Origin of the sequence: Rhodococcus sp. A14, from assembly GCF_011603105.1 — a bacterium.
Taxonomy (GTDB): domain Bacteria; phylum Actinomycetota; class Actinomycetes; order Mycobacteriales; family Mycobacteriaceae; genus Rhodococcus_F; species Rhodococcus_F opacus.
Genome location: NZ_JAAOQS010000090.1, coordinates 18,972 through 38,518 on the forward strand (window position 1 = coordinate 18,972; position 19,547 = coordinate 38,518).

A 19,547-nucleotide genomic window follows, 5' to 3' on the forward strand; every position below is an offset into this window, starting at 1 on the left:
ATTTGTCCCGCCACTCAGCCGTACCTCGAAAGTCATGAGGCAGCGCCTCGACGGGACTTACATCGTGGGCGCCTCGTGGTTCGTTACCTGGGCTAGACAATACTGGGCAAATCATCCGCCCTCCACACGAGGGGCGGCGGTGAGCGATACGTCACGATAATCTCTCCACACCCTCAGACAGGAGCCGAGCAGCAATGAACGACAACGTCACGGGCCCGTCGGGTTTCGGCACGTCAGGCCCGGACAATCGCGGTTCGGACGACGGAGCTCAGGCGGCAGGCGACACCCCGGTTCGACGTGTCCGTAAACGCCGGACACACCAACCCCGGGTGCGGTCGCATCGCTTGCGGCGCCGCGTGATCATCGGGGGCTCGGTGGCCGTGGTGGTCGTCGTCGCCTTCGGCGCGTGGTTGGGCTTCACCGCCCGCGAGGCGCAGGCGAACCTCGAGGAAGCCCGCAGCCACGCGCAGCTCGCCAAGGACGCCTTGCTGGACGGCAACACCGAGGACGCCCAGCGGTCAGCGGCCGACGCCGACAAGTACGCGTCGCGGGCCTACGAGAACACGCACTCGATCCCGTGGAGCATCTCCGCCGCCGTCCCGGTTCTCGGTAGCCCGCTAGCAACCTCTCAGCAGATCTCCGAGGTCGTGCGGGGGCTCACACACGACGTCTTGACGCCCGCCGTGGACGCCGGAAGCACCCTGGCCCCGGATCAGCTGATCCAGAGCGGTGGCCGCGTCAACGTGCAGTCGCTGCGCAGTGCCGTCCCGGTGCTCGATCAGACATCCGTTGCCGCCCAATCACTGTCGGATCAGGCACAAAGCATCGACGAGGCCACCTACCTCGACGTGGTGAACGAGGCGCGCACGGCGTTGCAGGATCAGACGGCCGAGCTGTCGAATCTGCTGAGCAACACCGCGATCGCCGCAAAGGTGGTGCCGGCGATGCTCGGTGGGGACGGGCCGCGGAACTACTTCCTCGGATTCCAGACGAACGCCGAGGCGCGTGGAACCGGTGGGCTGTTGGGTGGATTCGGCATCGTTCGCGCCAACGACGGCGGCGCGAAGGTCGACACGCTCGCAGCGAACTCGGAGCTGTCGATGGCCAAGCAACCGCTCGATCTCGGTCCCGAGTTCGAGGCACGGTACGGCCCCAGCCGGCCCACCACCGACTTCCGGAATAGCAACCTCAGCTCGCACTTCCCGTATGCCGCACAGATCTGGAAGTCGCTGTGGGCGCAGGAGTCCGGTGAGCAGGTGGACGGAGTCGTCGCGACCGATCCTGTCGCGCTCAGCTATGTTCTCGGTGCTATCGGCCCGGTGACGATGCCGGACGGCGAGGTGATCACCGAGGACAACGTTGTGGAACTCACCGAATCGACCGCGTATGTGCGATTCGCCGATGACAACAAGGCCCGCAAGCAGTACTTGCAGACTGTCGCAGCACGAGTGGTCGACAAGATGACCGGCAAGCTCTCGTCCCCGCAGGCCCTGCTTGACGCGCTAGGCAAGGCGGCCGGCGAGGGTCGCATCGCGGTATGGAGTGCGGACCCCGCCCTCCAGCATGTGCTTTCGACTACCAAGGTCGGCAATGTCGTTCCGGACGATGCGGCACCGTATGCGGGTGTGGTGGTGAACAATCTGGGTGGAAACAAGCTCGACTACTACCTGACGCGTGAGATCGACTACGTGGCCGACACTTGTGTCGACGACACCCGATCGTCGACGGTCACGGTGCGCCTGACCAACAACACACCTGCCGACGAGTTCCCCGACTACGTTGCGGGGTTGTTCGAGAACGTCGGCAATGTCGCGAAGGGCACGAACGCCGTCGACCTGTCGTTGCTCGCCACCCGCGGGGCGACGCTCGGCAAGGTGACCGTCAACGGCGCTCAGCAGTTCGTCTTCACCGGCACCGAACTCGGTCACCCTGTCTTCAACGTCCGAGCTATGATTCCTCGGGGCAAGACGACCGAGGTGACGTTCGAGCTCACCGAGCCCACCGCCCCTGGCGAGGCTCGGGTTCCGGTGCAGCCGTTGGTCGATTCGCCGAACGTTACGGTCGACGTGCCGAATTGCGGTAGCTGATCCGTTCGGGTACCGCCGCTACTGCGGGTCCGCGTCGGGCGGCGGAATCTGAATGGTGTTCTCCGTTTCGACGGACTGCACGCCGGGTACGGACTCGAGCACGGCGCATTCCTCTTCTCCGACTGCACCGGAGATGATTCCGATTGTGCCGTGCACCTGATCGATACGCATTCCGCGGAGTCGCAGCGCCGCGCCGACCGCTTCGATGTTGTCGAGGTGGTCGGCGTCGACGGTGACGGTGATCCCGATCATGCGGGTGCCTGAATCAATCCCGACCCGACGTCGAGGGACGGCAGCATGAGCCTTCGAGCCTTCTGGGTGAGGACGGCCCACAGCTCGGTTCCGGTGCGTCCGGTTGCCTCACACCACAGCGCGGCGATGCCCGCGACGTGTGGGGCCGCCATGCTCGTCCCGCTCTTCGCGCCGTACCGCGTGGGCACGGGAACGGTCGAGAACACGCCCACCCCGGGCCCCGCCACATCGATCTGCCCGCCGATGACGGGGTTGCTGCGAGCCGAGAAGTTGCCCAGCCCCAGCGTCGAGTCGAGCGCTGCGACAGCCATGATCGACGGACTGTTCGCGGGTGGACCCACGAATCCCGTGTTCCCTGCCGCGCGGTTCGCGTTGTTGCCGGCTGCCGCGACGATCAGTGACCCCGATGCCAGTGCCCGGCCGCCCGCCGTCTCGTACGCATGCCGGAGAGGAGCGGCGTTCGATCGAGTGCGCTGCCACGGCCGAAGCCCTGTCGGCCCGGCGCGACCATATGTCGTCTCCTGCTCTGGTGGAGGCCGCTCATCCACTCCCCCTGACGAGCCGTGGCGGGAGGTGGGTCGATGGTTGCGGCTGGATTGTCGAATCGGCAGATCGCGTATGGGTTGTTCGTGTCGGTGGAGACGGTGGAGGGTCCTATCTACCGTCCGTGTATGAGGCTCGGATGTCGCTGATCGCAATGGTTGTGGGGAGTCGAGGGGGACCACGGTTGTCTGACGGCTGGCCCGGACTCCGGGCACGACGACATGCCGGCTCGGCAACAGGAATTGTCCTGTTGCAGAGTCGGCGTGGTGTGCGTGTGCCGGGTCAGGATGCTCGGGGCCGACCCCGGTTGTGTGCCGGTATCGGCTTCCGTTCCCAGTCGACTTGCCGGGGTGGGATGAATGTGGGGTGCCGGTCGGCTCCCATTTCTATTTCCCAGTCACTGTGGTGGAGCAAGCGGTGGTGGAATCCGCAGAGCAGCACGAGGTTGCCCATGTCGGAGGGTCCTCCTTCGGACCAGTGAACAATGTGGTGACCTTCGCACCATGACGGCGGCGCACCGCATCCGGGGAACGCGCATCCTCGATCTCTCGCCACCAACGCTTTTCGCTGCCTCTTGGTGACGGCCCGAGTGGAAATACCGAGGTCGAGTGGCGCCCCGTTCTCGTCGAGCAGGATCGGCGTGTAGATCGAATCGCAGCTGAGGAGCCGGGCTGCCTTGAGGCTCAACGGCCCCATCCACTCCGTCCAGGCGACTCCGTCGACGGCGAAGAGTGCGCCGTCCGGCGAGGCGGCGGCATCCTGCTGCTCTGCGCGTGCGCTGCACTCGGTGTGGTCGGTTAGATCGCGAAGGCTGACGTGCAGGGAGACGTGCGGCCGTTCTCCGCCGTCTTCGCCGGCGATCCCGGAGTCGAGGTAACGCCGAAGAAGTTCGGTGAACCCGTCGGCCCGTCGCTGTCCGGGCGTGCGGCTGTCTTTGGTGCCGTCCTGCGCGGGTCGCGGCTTGGACAGTCCGGACAGCGCCGAGAGCAGCATTTCGCCGGCGACGGCATCCACGTCGCCTTTGATGGCGACGCGGCCGTTGAGTGTCTTGGATGCGTGGAACTCGTTGAGGTCGGTGTCTTCGCTGGGCGGCGGGTCGTCGGATTCGAAGGCGCGTTCCAGCCTGGCGTTGACGGCGCGCACTGCGTCGGTGTTGGCAGTGGGACCGGTTGCGGCGAACAGCAACGCGTTTCGGCAGTCGTCCATCGCTTCGAGTGGCATACCCTTGGGCGGACGTTCGCAGAACTTCATAATCAGCGCTGTGTGCTCCGCCGAAATGTTGGTGTCGAAGTATTCGTCTGCAATCTCGGGCTGCTGACGCAAACCTCGGCCCAACAGCACGATTCGTCCCGCCGCACCTACCTCGAGCAATGTCTTGGAAGCCAGCCACATCTTCGCGTTCGGAAATCCGAGCACGTCGACGTTGCAGCGGTGGTCGACGGCACCGACGAGCTTGACGCGCAAGGCTTCGAGCCTCTGGATCTCTTCCGAGATACGAACAACGGATTCGAGCAATTCCGTCTCGGCGAGACGCCACGCATCACCGACCGCGGTCGCCAGAATCTCGTCCGACAACGCCCCCTGGATATCTCCCCCGAGCCCCATGATTGAATCATGGTTCGAACAAACTTTCGGGTCAATGTCCCGCGCGTGTTCGCCCCTCCGAGCGCGCGCCAAGCGACAATGGCGGCATGACAACTACCGGCGTCGTCCGTAGCTGGAGCATCCAGGAGATGCACGGCATCATCGATTCCGACGAGACCCCGGGTGGATGCTGGACGTTGTTTCACAGCGTGGCGGTCGAGGGCTTCCCCGCGCTTCGTGAGGGCCAGCAGGTGGAGTTCGAGTGGGACGCACTCGACAGCCCCATGCATGGGTGCAACTTCTACACGATTCGTGCGTGGCCCAAGGGCAGCGAACCATACGTCGCGCCGGCCTCGGACAGCCCATTCTCGTCTCACGTGTGGCTCACCTTTCCCAACGGCACGGCGAGGGAGCTCACAGAAGCGGACCTCCCTCCTGCGCCCCCACGCATCCCCGCCGACCGCACCACCGGGATCGTGCGCACCTGGAGCGACGAAGAGGGTTGGGGCGTGATCGATTCCGAGGCCACACCGGGTGGCGCGTGGGCGCATTTCAGTAACGTCGCCGGCTCAAGCTTTCGTTCGCTAACGCCAGGACACCAGGTGACATTCGAGCCCGAGACAGTGGTGGGCGGAAAGCAGGACGGCTACCACTACCGCGCACTGGACGTTCGGAAGGTGGAGTAGAGCGGCCTACCGCACTCGTCGCCGACGATGGTGCGGATTCAGCAACGCCCTTGGAAGAACGCTTTGACGAACCCGACCTTCTGGTAGAGGTAGATTTACTCCCAGTGGGCGACGCCGAAGTCGTAGTCCCGTGGGACCGGCCGCATCACGATGTCGCCATCGAAGCACCGCGAGAAGATGTACCGCGCACGCGGCACGCGATACCGCCAGCTGATCACCATGACGCTGTTCCACCCGTGTTGCGCCGCGAGGTCGCGGGTGAACAGCGCCTCTCCTCGTGTCGTACTCGGTTGCGGCGGGACGCAGGTGACGGTGAACCGCTGATCCTGGATGGCGCAGAACTCCGCCATCTTGGGGTCGCCCCTCCAGTACGGGTGCGACAGCACGACGTTCGCGGAGACACCCTGCCGCGCATGCTCGATCCCGTACTCCTCGCGACCGTCGCGCTCGCCACCGAGCACGATGATGGCATCGACAGGTCTCATCGGATCGACTCGCGACTTGGTGTAAGCGAAGTGGCCGGCCCCACCCAGGCCGGCCACTCCTACAGCCGCAGCCCCAAGAGCACTCACTGCAAGGATCGCCGCACCGGTCCCAGAGTAGACGGCATCACCTCGCACCGCGTGACGAGAATCCTCCGAGCTTCTCCGAAGTCCGGCTACGGCCTTCCAAGACCTCTGTAGGTCCAGCCGGCATCGCGCCATTGTTGCGGATTGAGGCAGTTACGCCCATCGATGAGGACCTTCTTTCGAACCACGGAATCCAGATCTGCGGGCTGAAGCTTCTGGAACTCAGGCCATTCGGTCAGCACCAGGACGACGTCGGCCCCTTCGCACGCATCCAATGCGGTGTCCGAGTAGCCAAGTGTGGGGAATAGCGCCCGTGAGTTGTCCATTGCTTTGGGGTCGTACACGTTGACCGCGGCGCCCTGCAGCTGAATCTGGCCGGCGACGTTCAGGGCTGGGGAATCACGCACATCGTCGGAGTCCGGTTTGAATGCCGCACCCAACACCGCGACCCTCGCGCCCAACAGTGAACCGCATGCTTCGCGCGCGAGCTCGACCATGCGGGTGCGACGGCGCATGTTGATGTTGTCGACTTCACGCAGGAAGGTGAGCGCCTGGTCCGCACCCAGCTCACCTGCCCGGGCCATGAACGCTCGGATGTCCTTCGGGAGGCAACCGCCGCCAAAGCCGAGGCCGGCATTGAGGAAGCGCCGCCCTATTCGAGCATCGTGGCCGATCGCATCCGCCAGCACCGTCACATCGGCACCGGACGCTTCACACACCTCGGCGATCGCGTTGATGAACGAAATCTTCGTCGCGAGAAACGCATTCGCGGAAGCTTTCACCAGTTCGGCGGTGGCCAGGTCTGACACCAGGAAGGGAATGCCTTCATCCAGAAGCTGCGAGTACACCTCACGCGCGACCGCCTCAGCCCGTCCGGGACGATCGCGGTCTACTCCGAGGACCAAACGATCCGGGTGCAACGTGTCCTGGACGGCGAAGCCTTCGCGCAGAAACTCCGGATTCCAAGCTACCTCTACGGCATCTCCGGCCGCTGACAGCTCACGTGCCCGCGCGCCCAGTCTTTCGGCAGTGCCGACAGGGACGGTGGACTTACCGAAGATCATCGCCGGCCCGGTGAGAAGAGGTGCCAGGGTCTCGATGACCGCATCTACGAACTTCAGGTCGGCAGCGAACTCCCCCTTCTTCTGTGGGGTGCCTACGCCGAGAAAGTGGATGTCGGCAAACTCGGCCGCTTCCTCGTAGGAGGACGTGAAGCGAAGGCGTCCTGCAGCGATGTTCCGCCTCAGGACTTCTTCGAGTCCCGGCTCGTAGAACGGCACCTCGCCTGCCTCGAGCTTGGCGAGCTTGGCCACGTCGACATCGACGCCGAGTACTTCATGACCCAGTTCAGCCATGCATGCCGCATGGGTGGCACCGAGATAGCCAGTACCAAACACCGTTAATCGCATCTACTTCTTCCGTATCTCTCGCACTTCTCATCGCCACCAACGTCAGCAAGATCGGCTTCACACAGCAATAAGCGCCTTCATGACGTCGAGATGACCACGGGCCCAGTTCCGTACGGATCGCGCTTCGCGAATCGCGGTTGGCAATGAGCGACGCGGCAGGTTGATTGCCTCGCCGATGGCAAGTCCCAACCCCCTCACGGTCGGCTCAAACCCTGAGCAGCCAAGATCCATGGCCTCCGGCAGTGCATGACAGTCATTCGCAACAATTACATTCAGGCCGAAGCAACGCGCCTCCAACATGACCATAGGTGAACCTTCGCGAGCTGCCTGTCCACCTGGAATCACAAGCAAATCGAGACTTGGATACACCATTGCCATATCGTCGACGTGACCAAGAAACTTCACATTGCTGGATGCCCGCGTCTCCAGCATGCCCTTCGCCGGTCCGTCACCCGCGATCACGAAGTCAACCTCAGGAAGCTGCGCAGCCACATCGACAAGCAAGTCCACGCGCTTACTCTCGTGAACTCGTCCGGCGTAGCCGACGACGCGACGAACCGGTTCGCAACGAGGCCCTGCCTTAACTTGCTCAGGCTCAAGCCCGCAATCAGGAAACGGATTTGGGATCACTTCTGAGATAATGCCGCTCCGAGATAAAGACTCCTTCACACCCTCACTTACAGCAATCACGCGGGCTGAACGAGACTGCCATGAGAGGTACCTTCGAGCACCTGGCGGAAAGTTCGTCGGCAATGGACCGTGCTCGGTCCACAGGATCGGTGTTCGCTCGCGGATTAACCGCGGCAACGTCAACTTTTCCTTCATGTACTGCACGTGCACGATGTCCGGTTTCGCCACATCAAGCGCCCGCACCATCTCCGGAACTGAACGAATCGTCCTAATTGCCTGACCGAACATTGGATGACGGCGGGTAAGTTTTCGGGTAACACCACTCGGAACGCACTCCCCAACAGACGCATCCCAGTGCGGAAGACTTCCGATCAGGGTCACGTCGACGGCGCCTGTATCGGCCAATTCTCGATATAATCGATAAATATATTCCTCAGCGCCACCTGCCAATTCGGAGCTGGCCACCACGGCAACCTTAATCATAATAAACCCTCATTCACAGTCTGGACTATTCATGCTCCGTCGGCTAAGACTCTGGACTCAACGCTCGAAACCGGAGCCCTCTTAACCAATAATATTGCGAAACCGATACAGGCGGCGACCAAAGAACTTCCCAACGAGATCTGCGCAGCCAATAGACTTGACACCGACGACCAATTTACAACAAAGAATATGGTGGTAATGACCAGGGATACCGCCGAGATCAAGGAAGAAAGAGCAGGGTACCCGCGTCCACCAATAATTGCGCCGCACACAAGCGAAGCCCATGTCGCTAACGTTCCGAATCCAAGGAACTGGATCGACTGGACGCTCGCCGCGAAGGGCAACCCAAACACTAACGGAACCACCAACGGCGCTAACAACTCCAGCGCTACGACCAGCAGAAAACATACAAAAAAGAAAATTCGCACTTCAATAAAAATTTGACGATTAGTTCTTCCGCAAGCAGCATACTGAAATGCATTTCTTGAAGCCAACGCTGCGAGAACGAGCGGCACCTCAGCAACAGTCACAGCAACGGCATAGAACCCGAGTTGCTCACTCGTCGACGTCACGGGCATCAAGATTTGATCCAAGCGTGAAGTCGCGACTGCAGTTATAGTTCCCACCGAGGACATAACCGAATATCTCACAAAGGCAGGGCGATCAGGATGATACCCAATCCGAAATCTGCCTCCAGACCAAAATAGAATCGACGCGCATGCCGCGAAGGAAAGAAGAGACGCCGCCACGAAGAATTGAGCGGTAGAAATACCAATCGCCGCGAGTACGAACACAGAGAGAAACCGCGTAATTCCGAAGTACGCTCGCTCCTTATCCAAGACCAGCCAATTCGCACGACCCTGCCAATACCCCCGACGTAACTGAACAAGAGATGAAACAACGATCACAGACCACGCTGCGACAAGAAACCAAAAGGAGATCCGCTGCTCCGCGCTGACGATACCGGCATACCAAATCATAAATGCATACGTAGCAAGCGCAGGGACAGTCCCCAGCAATGATCCCAAACGGTAGACCAGTTTACCGTCGGCGCCGCGTGCTATAAAGTACGCCACCGCTGCCGGGATTCCTAAACCAGCTACCGCACCGGCAACCGTTATCGGTTCCATTACACTGGCAAATTGACCTCGACCATCTGGACCCAACGCCCGCGCAAGGATTGGGCCACTGAGAATGCCCAGGATTGGGCCGAGAGCATAGGCACCCATACTGCGCACTTTTTCATTGCGCATCACAGAAGTCATTCGGTGTGGTACCGATGCCTTATCCATCACTTCACGAACCGCCGACATGCTATTGCGCCTCAACTGGCTTATGCACGCTGGCCAAGTCTTTGGCCTGTGCAATCCTCGTTGACCATGAGTGCGCCGATGCGTCGCCACTCCGCCGAACAGCGGCTTCGTTGTCGAATTCCGCAATACGCATCTGCACTGTATCTACAAACTCTGTTTTAGAATTGAGAATAGACACGTCTTCGGGTGCCGCCGCCACCAAGCTCTGAATTGGAGTGCTAACAACGTCGAGTCCAGCCGCCAAGTACTCATATACTTTTAGCGGAAAGACCCCGCTAGTATATTCATTCTGAACATACGGAATGACGCCTACCATAGACTCGCCACAGGCATCCGCTAGATCGTCAAGACCCAAATTTCCAAGGTATTCGACGCATTCGTGCTCCAGAAGTGGTCGCAGTTGTCTCTCACCTTCAACACCGTCGATACTCACAGGACCCGCTAGCGTCAGACTGATTCCCCGATCCGCAATTTCCGTGAGCAATCCAAAGTCAACTTTCGTTGGCGTTAAGTTTCCCGCGAAAATCGCACGCGGTTTGCGATGGCTTGAAGTCCTCGCGGAAAACCGATCCACATCCGCCACATTCTCCCACAGAAGCACATTAGCCGCACCCTGAGAAACTAGATGCTCTTTGACTCCGATGCTGCTGGCAACTACATGGTCCGCACGAGCGATTAGGTTACGCTCTGCGGCAAGTAAAAGGCTCGAAGGCACTCCAGGCAAGGTGTGCAGAAGGTCAACGGAGTGATAGATCACTTTTGAGAAATGCTGCTCTACGCCGTATGTTAACGGTGAGAACGTCCAGAGAACGTCGCCAGGGCTGATATCAACGGCCGACAGCAGTTGCGAGTTCAATGACTTCCGATTGATCGCCGCAAAAGGGACCACTCCATGAAATGGGATAACTCTAGGCGATAAAATAGATAAATTGTCCGGCACGGGGTCCGTTCCGGTATCTCCCGCATCGACACCGGCACCAACGCGGGTGGAGATCCGCTTGAATATTCGTCCCAGGTCTGACCGTTTAAAAGTGGGAGTGCGCAACCCCAAAGACTCGATATAGGTAACGTCGAAGTGTCGAGCGAGCCCAACCGCCATATATTGCTTATTCGTCCAGACGGAACTATTAAAATCCGCTGTCGAGAGGATCACAATTCGTGAGCTCATCTCATCCCTTCCCGCTGCCGAGGCTAATCATATCTGCATGGCGGCCAATTCGGTCATGCCCGACCCAGTCCTTGATATGATTCGCGAATCTCGATTCGTCAAATTGCAACGCCAAGGCACGGCTTGCTGACCGGTTACATTTCGCAGCGCGATGAATCGCATCTCGCAGAGACTCAGGGTCATCCGGATTGCATAAGGCTCCCGTCTCACCGTCTACCACACTTTCCCCAACACCACCGACCCTATTCGCTACCACACGCGCTCCCGCAGCCATCGCCTCAACGGGCATAATTCCGAAGTCCTCCACCCCTAAGAATGCGTACACGACACACACGGAGTACAGAAAGTAGAGCAACTCGTCAGAAACGCCACCCAGCAGGAACACGGGCACTTTCGCATTTTCAGCGACACTCCGAATTCTCTCGATATCTGGCCCCGACCCAGCTATCACGACCGGCAACCCCGAAAGCTCACCTGCCCGAATTACAGCATCCAAACGTTTGTATGCCACCAAACGTGATGCTCCAAGAATGAATTCCGACGGTAGTGAAGAGGCGATCTGGCAATCTTCAAGACCGAGCTTTTCGCTCCAATCGGATACCGACTGAATAGATTCCACAGCAACTGGTGGATAGATTACGCTCGCTTCCGCATTCCAGAAACGAGATATCCGGTCTGCGACAAAGCGACTATTCGCTGCAAAATTCTCAACGCGACCAGCGCTCTTCCGGTCAATCGACCGGAAGAGGGGCGCCACTGCTCGAACAAGCGTCGAATTTCCGCGCGAATCTAAGCCCGGATCCCAAATGTAGCGAGCAGGCGTGTGTACGTAGACGAACTTTTCGAGTTCGTCATTTCCACGAAATCGAACGTGATGCGCGAACAAATGACTGCTCACCAACGCCCATTCGTAGTCGTATCCACGACGGTATCTCCACGAGACCGGCATTGCCGGAAGCGCGAGCGCTTTGCTCTTCCTGAGAATAGTCCGGGCTAATATGCTCTCATGAACTAAAGAGTCTGCATATCTGCCTGGAGCGTCATTCCAAAGGCAGACTATGTCAGAACCGGGAATAATGCGAGTAAATGCATCAATTACCCGTTCGGCGCCACCAGTGCGTTCGATCCACTCGTGGACAATCACGCCAACCATTGATGCCTCCCAATCGGGAACGAATTGTGCTTCATCGGAAAAATTTGGAACCGATCACTACATGCGCTGGATCGCATGGGAAGACACACAGGACCGACTTGGTCAGCTTGCGGAGCCGACCAACGAACGATAAGAGGACCGATGCTATCGACCGAAAATCTCGCTAGACGCCATTTGTTGCCAACTGGTCCGAATGCTTGCAGCATGTCACTCATTTTTCGATTCTTCTGCCTGCGGCAATGACCTAATAAATCTGGCCGGCACACCGCCCCACAACTCATGGTTTGGAACGTCGCGCCGTACGATCGCCCCAGCTGCAACTACCGCGCCCTGGCCGATTGTCACTCCACCAAGGACTACCGCTGCGCTTCCAATCCAAGCACCGTCCCGAACTTCAATTGGATGCACGCTACCGGCACCTGCACGCGATCGAGGATCTTCCATTTCGTGATTGCTGGTGATGAATTTGACGCCAGCGCCAACACCTACGTTCGATCCAATTTTGACCAACGCCCGGTTGTCAAATACACATCCGTGATTTATTGAGGAGTTTCGTCCCATGGTTATGTTTGAAGTTCGGAAGTAGATTGCGGGCGCAGTCCAGCTTCTCAGATGTATCCCAATCCCAGCAAGCCGATATATTATCACTCGCAGGCGGGACGGGATTAGCGGCGAAGCACCGATACAATTTGCAAATGCGATACGCAGGTTCACTGATTCTCCTCTCGCGGCGAGTAACGTTAACGTTCTCCTGAATACCATTGCTCAGCAGTGGGGTTCTCGCCTCCCTGGTTGAAACGCCATTCAGGTGCGCCACTGATTCCTTCTTTTGTCCTACTCGCGCGCTTTTACTTGTGATTACTGCGCGAGCGATTTGATCAGCAGAGACGGTCCCAGAGGTCAAAATGATTCATCACATTCCGAAATTGAAGCTCATTTCGACCCTGTTCGACATTTATCGAGCGCAGTGAATTTCGTTGAGCTCGCCTCAAGGTTGGGAAACTTCCTAATCCGTTGGACACCTTCTGGGCCGGCGTGTTGTGCAAGAGTGTCATTGCCTTGAACCAGATATCATCTGCCGTCGGACAGAGCGACGATGCCAGGGTGAGATCATGGACGTCGTCGGGAAGGGTGCGCGGCGGGTATAGTATTCCCCCCATGCCGGTGAGAAATATGCGGGACGCAGGCGTGTAGATATCTGCCTGTGGCCACTCGACATAAGGAGCCAGATCGTTCTTTGAGCCCAGTATCCGCGTCCCTCGATGTCCGATGACCGCCTCTGGGTGGCCTCGATGAGCATCTAACAGGCTCTTAAGCCAGGTCCGCGGGTATAGGACGTCGTCATCGGCAGTCACAATGATCGCGTCCGGGTACCTAGAGAGCGCGGGAAGCAGCTTCTTATAGCTCTTGGTATTTCCATCGGCGAAAATGAACTCAACGCCTCGTGTTGCATAGTCAACAAGTGGGGCAGGCGGCTGTTTATCCGGGAATTCCTCGGCAGACAGAGTAATGACTATCTTATCGGGTTTCACTGTTTGGCGAAGAATGGTGCGGAGTGTAATTCGCAGACTGCCAACACGCTTGGGGAAGGTTGTAACACTGACCACGACCGGCACTGATCGCGGGCTATCGCAGAACCAATTGTATTTGGCGAATGGTTTGCGTGCCCGGGCCTGAGCAAATAGAGATGCGGTTTCATTCGCTAACTTAGACGCGAGGTGCGGCATTGATTAATCCTTCCAGTTTGGCGGAGGAATCCGTGAAACGCTGCGAATCGAGCGGTTTCCGCGACGCGAGGTCCACCGCCACAGTCTGGTATCCAATTAGAGTTGCAAGAAGGAACATGCTCTTCCATTCACCGTAGATTCCAGTGTTATCACCCATCCCGTGGATAAATACCCAACTCCACGCGGCCATCCCGTACGCATTGACTTGCAAGAGTTGTTTGTCGTTTGCGGATCGCGCCACCACGATGTACCGGATAAGGATAATTCCCAAGAAACAAGATACGGCCAGAACCCCGATGATCCCGGTCTTACTCCATGCGTCGATTAGGATGTTATGCGGTGGATAATCGCTTCGGCCGATGTAGGTTCCAATCCGTTCTTCCCACCCGCCGAAACCAAGGCCGTACAATGGACGATCCTCGAACATCGATGCTGCGGCCGTCCAAATTTCGGTTCGGGTGGCGTAGCTGTTTTCCGACTCGCCGGAGAATCCTGGTGCCACTTGGAGTAGGGACTTCTGGATTAGACTCAATGTTGCGGGTAAAGTGACTACGGCCGATAGTGCGAGGTACTGCACGCCTGATTTGGACCGCAACCGGCTCATGAGGAAGGCCAACACCGGCATAGCAATGGCGAGTGCGATACCGGTCTTCGACCCCGTGAAGAATACCGACGCCCATACAAACGTTGCCGCGAAGAGCCAGATCTTGTTATTGGTCCTTCGGTAGAGAATTAGTAGTACGAATAGAGAAATGCCGCCATACATCGAAGCGACATTCGCGTTGACAAACAATCCCCCCGATTTGACAGGGTCCAGCACGTTGTTAGGCGATCCGTTAAACAGAGAACGGGCGAATGGCCCAACAATCACCGTGGCGAACCTAGATTGCAAGAATGCAGTCTCGGAGTCCGGACTCAATCGGAAGGCGATCACGAGTATTGCCTGCAGCATCAACCAAGGGGCCGCCCACGCCAGCGCGTGGTCTAGGTTTTCCAGATTCTGCCGCGCCAACGCGACGGCGTAGTAGATGAGAGAGGAGAACATCAGTAGCCGCAATATCTCGCCGGTGGCCTCGTCGATATCAGGAGACCAAATCGTCGAGAGGAGAGTGGCAAGCGTGACCAGACTTAGCAATACGGTCACGCTAGTCGCGTGCCCGACAATTCGCCGGTCGACCAACACAACTGCACCCATTAAGAGGAAACAGATCTGACCTACCGATAGCGGCAAACCCGGAAGGAAGAACAAGGGTACTGCCAAGCCCCCCGCGACCTTGAAACGAAACGGCGGACTCATGCTGACGAATAGGGCCAGTCCAAGTGATGCCAAGCAGATCACCGAAACGAAGACCGTGGGATCGTCGTACATACTACTCACCTTCGTGCCGACCCAGGATTCTGTCTGGTAATACCGCACCCATGGAACTAGTACGCCCCATCACTCGCCACCACCGCCCTCACCGTCTTCCCGATGATCAGCAAGTCACCCATCATCGACCAGTTCTCCACATATGAGAGGTCGAGCCGCACAGTCTCTTCCCACGACAGGTCAGATCGTCCACTCACCTGCCACAGCCCGGTGACACCTGGCTTCACGAGCAACCGGCGCCGCACGGTGCCGTCGTAGGCCTCCACCTCGCGGCGCAGCGGCGGCCTGGGGCCTACAACACTCATCTCGCGACGGAGAACGTTGATGAACTGGGGAAGCTCATCAATGCTGAACTTGCGCATGAAGCGACCCACCTTCGTAACCCGCGGGTCTTCACGCATTTTGAATAGCACGCCGGCGCCCTCGTTGGCCTTCATCAGCGAGGCCACCTGCTTGTCTGCGTCCACCACCATGCTGCGGAACTTGAGCATCGGGAACGGTCGGCCGTCCAGGCCCATCCGCTCCGACTTGTAGAAGACCGGGCCCTTGCTGGTCAGCTTGATCGCGATTGCGACCGCCAGCATAACCGGGCTGATCAGGATCAGCGCCAGCGTCGCGAACACGAAGTCGAACGACAGCTTCGAGAACCTCTGCGCACCGTGGTACTGCGGCTTCTCCACATGGATCAGCGGAAGGCCGGCAACAGGGCGCATCGAGAGCCGAGGACCCGACACGTCCATCATCCCGGGGGCGACGACGAGGTCGACATGGTGAGGCTCGAGTGCCCACGCCAGGTCCCGCATTCCGTCGTGACCGAGGTGCTCCGTTGCCGTAACCGCCACTGTGTCGGCCTGGCAGAACGCCAGCGACTCCACCACGTCCTGCTCATCCCCGAGTACTGGGATCTCACGCCCGTTCACGGTGATCTTGTCGCCGTGCGTTCCGGTATGCCCCGGGATGCAGACGCCGACAACGCGGTAACCGTCAGCGGTGCCGCGGGCAAACGATTCGGCAAGATTCCGCACCGAACGTTCCCCACCGACCACCAGGACGGACGTCTGAAACTCTCCACGCGAACGCTTGCGCGTGATCACCTGGCGCCACACCCAGCGGTTCACCATCAGGGCAATCAAGCCCACCGGAAACGCGATAGCCAAGTAGAGGCGTGCCAGGTCGAGCCTGAAAAGGAGCGCCAGGATCGCGATGAACCCGAAGAGACGCACAGTCGACACGAATATCCGGCGGTACTCGTCGGGCCCGCTACCAATGACCCGGATGGTGCGGGTACGGAAGATCACCAACGTCACGAGCCACGCGACCACCAGCAGCGCCGAAACCAGCGTGTAGCTCAGATTGTAGATAGCTTCGCCGGTCGTCAGAACACCGCTGTCGCCGAAGCGAATCCACTGAGCCAATGCGACAGCAGCGAGCACCACCAGGGTGTCGGAGATCAGCAGTCGCCGGATGTACGCCGCCTGCCACTCTCTACGACTCCCGAGTCGTCCCGTCTCCGAAGAGACCGTTGTCGCACCCGGTGCACCCGATGCGGGGCCGAGCGGAACATCGAATGCGGTCACATTCGTTGCCTTCCACCTGAGAACCAATAAGCCGGCAAGCGCTGCTGTCTTGCGACTGTTGGCGGTGACTTACGACCGCCCCCCCCCCTGTTTTGCTGCCGAGATGATGATCGCACCTTCAACCATCTTCGTTACAACCGGAGTGGCGAGAGTCACATCAACGAGAGTTCAACCGCGAGAACAGGTTCCTGCGCAGGTCACGAGCATATAGATCGAATGAATGACACGGCCTACACCAAACTGCACACCATGGATAGGGCCTAAGGTCCTGGCGTACCAGGATAAGTTCCGGTATTTTGCCCGAATCCTACTCGTGAGTCAGGTCGGATCGGTTCCCTCAAGCGCTCGATATCGAGGCCCGCGTAACAAGCAGTCTTTCCGGGCCTTCGATGCACGGATCGTCGTCTTGTCGACACGAAGGTCCACCTTGAGCAATTCTGGACTAGTCATTCACGTGAATGATTTGAGCGGATTCCGGGGACCGCAAACTGCGAGTAATCGGATGGACGACTACATTCCTTTCGTCCCTCAAACATTCTCGGGGGGCTCAGTCATCAAGGGGTCGATCGTGGTTACTTCACTGCTTCCGGGGTCTAAGGGCGGCAGCCGCGGGCACAAAAGTCAGGAGCCGAAGGCGCATCAGCGGCTCGACATCCAAGGATTGCGAATGGTCGCAGTCACGCTCGTTGTGCTCTCGCACCTGTTCCACTGGCCCAGGGGCGGGTTCATCGGGGTCGACGTGTTCTTCGTGATCTCCGGGTTCCTGATCACCGGCTCGTTACTGCATACCCTGGAGAAGAATGGGCGGATCTCGTTCTCGAGCTTCTACCGACGACGGGTACGCCGAATCGTCCCCGCCGCAACGTTGGTGCTCGCCGTGACGTGCGTCGCCGCATACCTGATTTTCCCCGCGAGTCGCTTCAAGTCCATTGAACTCGACGCTGTCGCCGCGTTCTTCTTCGTGTCGAACTGGCGCTTCGGAATTGAAGGCACCGACTACTTCAACGCGTCGGGGGCGGTCTCGCCGCTGCAGCACTACTGGTCCCTCTCCGTGGAAGAGCAGTTTTACTTCATTTGGCCTGCCGTCATCCTGGCGATCGGGTTAATGGTCACCCACAAGTCCTGGTCGCGACGCGCACGCCTCGCACTGTCCGCCAGCGTCATGGGCGCAGTCGTCAGTGCATCCTTCGTGTACTCATTCTTGGACACCGCGAGTAACCCGACCTGGGCGTACTTTTCCACGCTGACTCGAGTGTGGGAGTTGGGCATCGGCGCACTTCTCGCAATCACCATCAGCCTCTATGACCGAATACCTGACGCTGTGCGCCCAGTCCTCGCATGGCTCGGTCTGATCATGATCACGTTGGGCGCCTTTACGATCACCGAAGCCGGTGGAGGATTCCCTGCGCCATTGGCAGCCGTGCCCGTGCTTGGCGCGGCCTTGGTCATCACCGCCGGCGTGCGGGGCGAACACCGCTTCCTCGGAATTCTGACTAACCGCCTGAGCACGTACGTCGGCGACATCTCGTACTCGCTGTACCTATGGCATTGGCCGAGCATCATCCTGCTCGGCGCACTCATGGACCGGAATGGCTACTACTTCGCCGCGTCGCTATTCCTTATGTTCGGCTTATCCATCGCTGCGTACCACTTCTTCGAGAACCCGATCCGAGCCTCAAAGTGGCTCGCGACCGTCGAGGAGACGAAGGACCGCAGCATCCTCGATCGGTCGCGATGGCGGTTGCCGACGTTGAAGATGAGCGAGACGAATCAAGGCATCGGTATCGGGGCGCTTGCACTTGTAACGGCCGGACTCGCCGCGTACGCATTGACACCCAGCGCGCCAACCTTGCTCCCTCCGGCTGCCTCCGCTGGACCGAACTTGAGCGTCACAAAGGCCGCCGTGGTAGGCCCGGAGCAGGCGAAGTTAACAGCGGAACTGAACAGCGCCCTCAAAGCCGAGCAGTGGCCGCCGGACCTAACTCCAACCATGGACGAAGTCATATCGGAATCACCCAACCGGACTGACGTTAGCGATTGCGGTGGACCCCGTCCGCCCGCTCTATCCGCCTGCACCTGGGGAAGCACAACCGCTCCGCACACACTTACGATGGTTGGTGACTCGACCTCAATGGCATATGCGGAGGCATTCAAGTGGGTTGCGAACAACAGCAACGGCGCTTGGAAAGTCCAGCTTCTATCGATGACAGGCTGCTCGTTCATGATCGGAGATCTGCAGGCGCCAAACCAAACTCTGCAGAGTGCATGCCCTGGTCGCGTTGCCTCGGAGATTCAGTCGGTGGGTTCCGCCCGTCCGGACATAGTCGTCGTTACTAACAATTACGCGGACCGAAAGTTCGTAAGCACTGGACAACCAATGAGTTTGCCTGAGCGAACCGACGCCGTCGCGAACGCTATCGCGCAAATCGCTTCTCACGCCTCAACGGTGATCATGCTTCCGCCTCCACCGGCGGACAAGGAACTTCAACAGTGCTACACCCGACGGAGTGCTCCGACCGACTGCGTCACAACAGTCACAACCGATTGGCTGAGGTTTGAGGAAGTCGATCGGAACGTCGCCGATAGGTTCAAGAATGCTAACTTCCTCGAAACCCGGCGCTGGTTCTGTAGCGAAAGTTCCTATTGCCCTGCGTTCGCAGGCACCTTGCCGACCAAGCGGGACAAGGTGCACGTAACGCCCGACTTCTCGGACCGGCTTGGGCCAGTTGTGCGCGAGTCACTCCGAGATGCAGGTCTGGGGGTTTAGTTCGAGACAGCAGCCCGCACCCGCTGAGCGAGGATGTTCACAGATGACGCGGGAATGTCCGACTACGCAATGGAGACCGAGGTTGGCTAGGGACATGCAATGACCTAGGAGCGTGGGTCGGTAACACGCCGGGCGGGGTGTTCGGGTGATGGTCGGGTATGCGAGATGATGGGGCGTGCCTGATGATCTCGATGATGGTGGGTTGTTCGAGGTAGACCCTGTGCAGCGGG

15 protein-coding genes and 1 pseudogene are annotated in these 19,547 nt (G+C 59.2%); 4 read left to right on the plus strand and 12 right to left on the minus strand.

All coding sequences use genetic code 11. The features are described 5' to 3' along the window. The first annotated feature begins 194 nt into the window (after positions 1–194). Positions 195–2,087: a DUF4012 domain-containing protein gene (locus G9373_RS33600; RefSeq protein WP_206032932.1), complete on the plus strand. Its 1,893-nt coding sequence runs from the start codon at positions 195–197 to the stop codon at positions 2,085–2,087. A gap of 18 nt (positions 2,088–2,105) precedes the next feature. Here G9373_RS33600 and G9373_RS33605 read toward each other — a convergent pair whose 3' ends face one another. Further along, on the minus strand, positions 2,106–2,339 hold the full coding sequence (locus G9373_RS33605; RefSeq protein ID WP_167119104.1) for a hypothetical protein: 234 nt from the start codon (positions 2,337–2,339) through the stop codon (positions 2,106–2,108). Continuing rightward, positions 2,336–2,779, minus strand: a pseudogene (locus G9373_RS33610) (S8 family serine peptidase); the annotation flags it as partial. The gene G9373_RS33605 and the pseudogene G9373_RS33610, both read right to left, overlap by 4 nt. 141 nt (positions 2,780–2,920) lie before the next feature. Between G9373_RS33610 and G9373_RS46940 the strand changes: the two are divergent. Continuing rightward, on the plus strand, positions 2,921–3,031 hold the full coding sequence (locus G9373_RS46940) for a LuxR C-terminal-related transcriptional regulator (protein ID WP_240960884.1): 111 nt from the start codon (positions 2,921–2,923) through the stop codon (positions 3,029–3,031). A 133-nt stretch (positions 3,032–3,164) separates the two neighbouring features. Here the strand turns inward: G9373_RS46940 and G9373_RS33620 are convergent, their stop codons facing one another. Continuing rightward, positions 3,165–4,487: an HNH endonuclease signature motif containing protein gene (locus G9373_RS33620; RefSeq protein WP_167119107.1), complete on the minus strand. Its 1,323-nt coding sequence runs from the start codon at positions 4,485–4,487 to the stop codon at positions 3,165–3,167. 86 nt (positions 4,488–4,573) lie between these two features. On the opposite strand from G9373_RS33620, the gene G9373_RS33625 reads away from it, so the two are divergent. Continuing rightward, entirely contained in the window at positions 4,574–5,152 is a 579-nt protein-coding gene (locus G9373_RS33625; RefSeq protein ID WP_240960885.1) for a cold shock domain-containing protein, read from the plus strand. 95 nt (positions 5,153–5,247) lie between these two features. Here G9373_RS33625 and G9373_RS46945 read toward each other — a convergent pair whose 3' ends face one another. The 9 genes from G9373_RS46945 to G9373_RS33675 form a co-directional block, all read right to left on the minus strand. Beyond that, entirely contained in the window at positions 5,248–5,637 is a 390-nt protein-coding gene (locus tag G9373_RS46945) for a YdcF family protein (protein ID WP_240960886.1), read from the minus strand. Between the two features lie 173 nt (positions 5,638–5,810). Further along, on the minus strand, positions 5,811–7,130 hold the full coding sequence (locus tag G9373_RS33635) for a UDP-glucose/GDP-mannose dehydrogenase family protein (protein ID WP_167119113.1): 1,320 nt from the start codon (positions 7,128–7,130) through the stop codon (positions 5,811–5,813). Positions 7,131–7,187: 57 nt separating this feature from the next. After that, positions 7,188–8,225, minus strand: coding sequence for a glycosyltransferase family 4 protein (locus G9373_RS33640; RefSeq protein WP_167119116.1), 1,038 nt, complete (start codon positions 8,223–8,225; stop codon positions 7,188–7,190). 47 nt (positions 8,226–8,272) lie between these two features. After that, positions 8,273–9,556 carry an oligosaccharide flippase family protein gene (locus G9373_RS33645; protein ID WP_167119119.1) on the minus strand — a complete coding sequence of 428 codons (1,284 nt, stop codon included), beginning with the start codon at positions 9,554–9,556 and terminating at the stop codon, positions 8,273–8,275. Between the two features lies 1 nt (position 9,557). Beyond that, entirely contained in the window at positions 9,558–10,724 is a 1,167-nt protein-coding gene (locus G9373_RS33650) for a glycosyltransferase (protein ID WP_167119122.1), read from the minus strand. 1 nt (position 10,725) lies between these two features. Beyond that, positions 10,726–11,877 carry a glycosyltransferase gene (locus tag G9373_RS33655; protein WP_167119125.1) on the minus strand — a complete coding sequence of 384 codons (1,152 nt, stop codon included), beginning with the start codon at positions 11,875–11,877 and terminating at the stop codon, positions 10,726–10,728. An 878-nt stretch (positions 11,878–12,755) separates the two neighbouring features. Continuing rightward, positions 12,756–13,604, minus strand: a complete 849-nt coding sequence (locus tag G9373_RS33665; RefSeq protein WP_167119131.1) for a hypothetical protein — start codon at positions 13,602–13,604, stop codon at positions 12,756–12,758. Beyond that, complete coding sequence (locus tag G9373_RS33670; RefSeq protein ID WP_167119134.1) at positions 13,585–14,973, minus strand: O-antigen ligase family protein; 1,389 nt, start codon at positions 14,971–14,973, stop codon at positions 13,585–13,587. The genes G9373_RS33665 and G9373_RS33670 overlap by 20 nt, the downstream gene beginning before the upstream one ends. 56 nt (positions 14,974–15,029) lie before the next feature. Further along, the gene (locus G9373_RS33675; RefSeq protein ID WP_167119137.1) at positions 15,030–16,550 is read right to left on the minus strand and encodes a sugar transferase; all 1,521 of its coding nucleotides are present in this window, start codon (positions 16,548–16,550) and stop codon (positions 15,030–15,032) included. 502 nt (positions 16,551–17,052) lie between these two features. Between G9373_RS33675 and G9373_RS33680 the strand changes: the two genes are divergently transcribed. Continuing rightward, positions 17,053–19,317, plus strand: a complete 2,265-nt coding sequence (locus G9373_RS33680; RefSeq protein WP_206032936.1) for an acyltransferase family protein — start codon at positions 17,053–17,055, stop codon at positions 19,315–19,317. Positions 19,318–19,547: the final 230 nt, after the last annotated feature.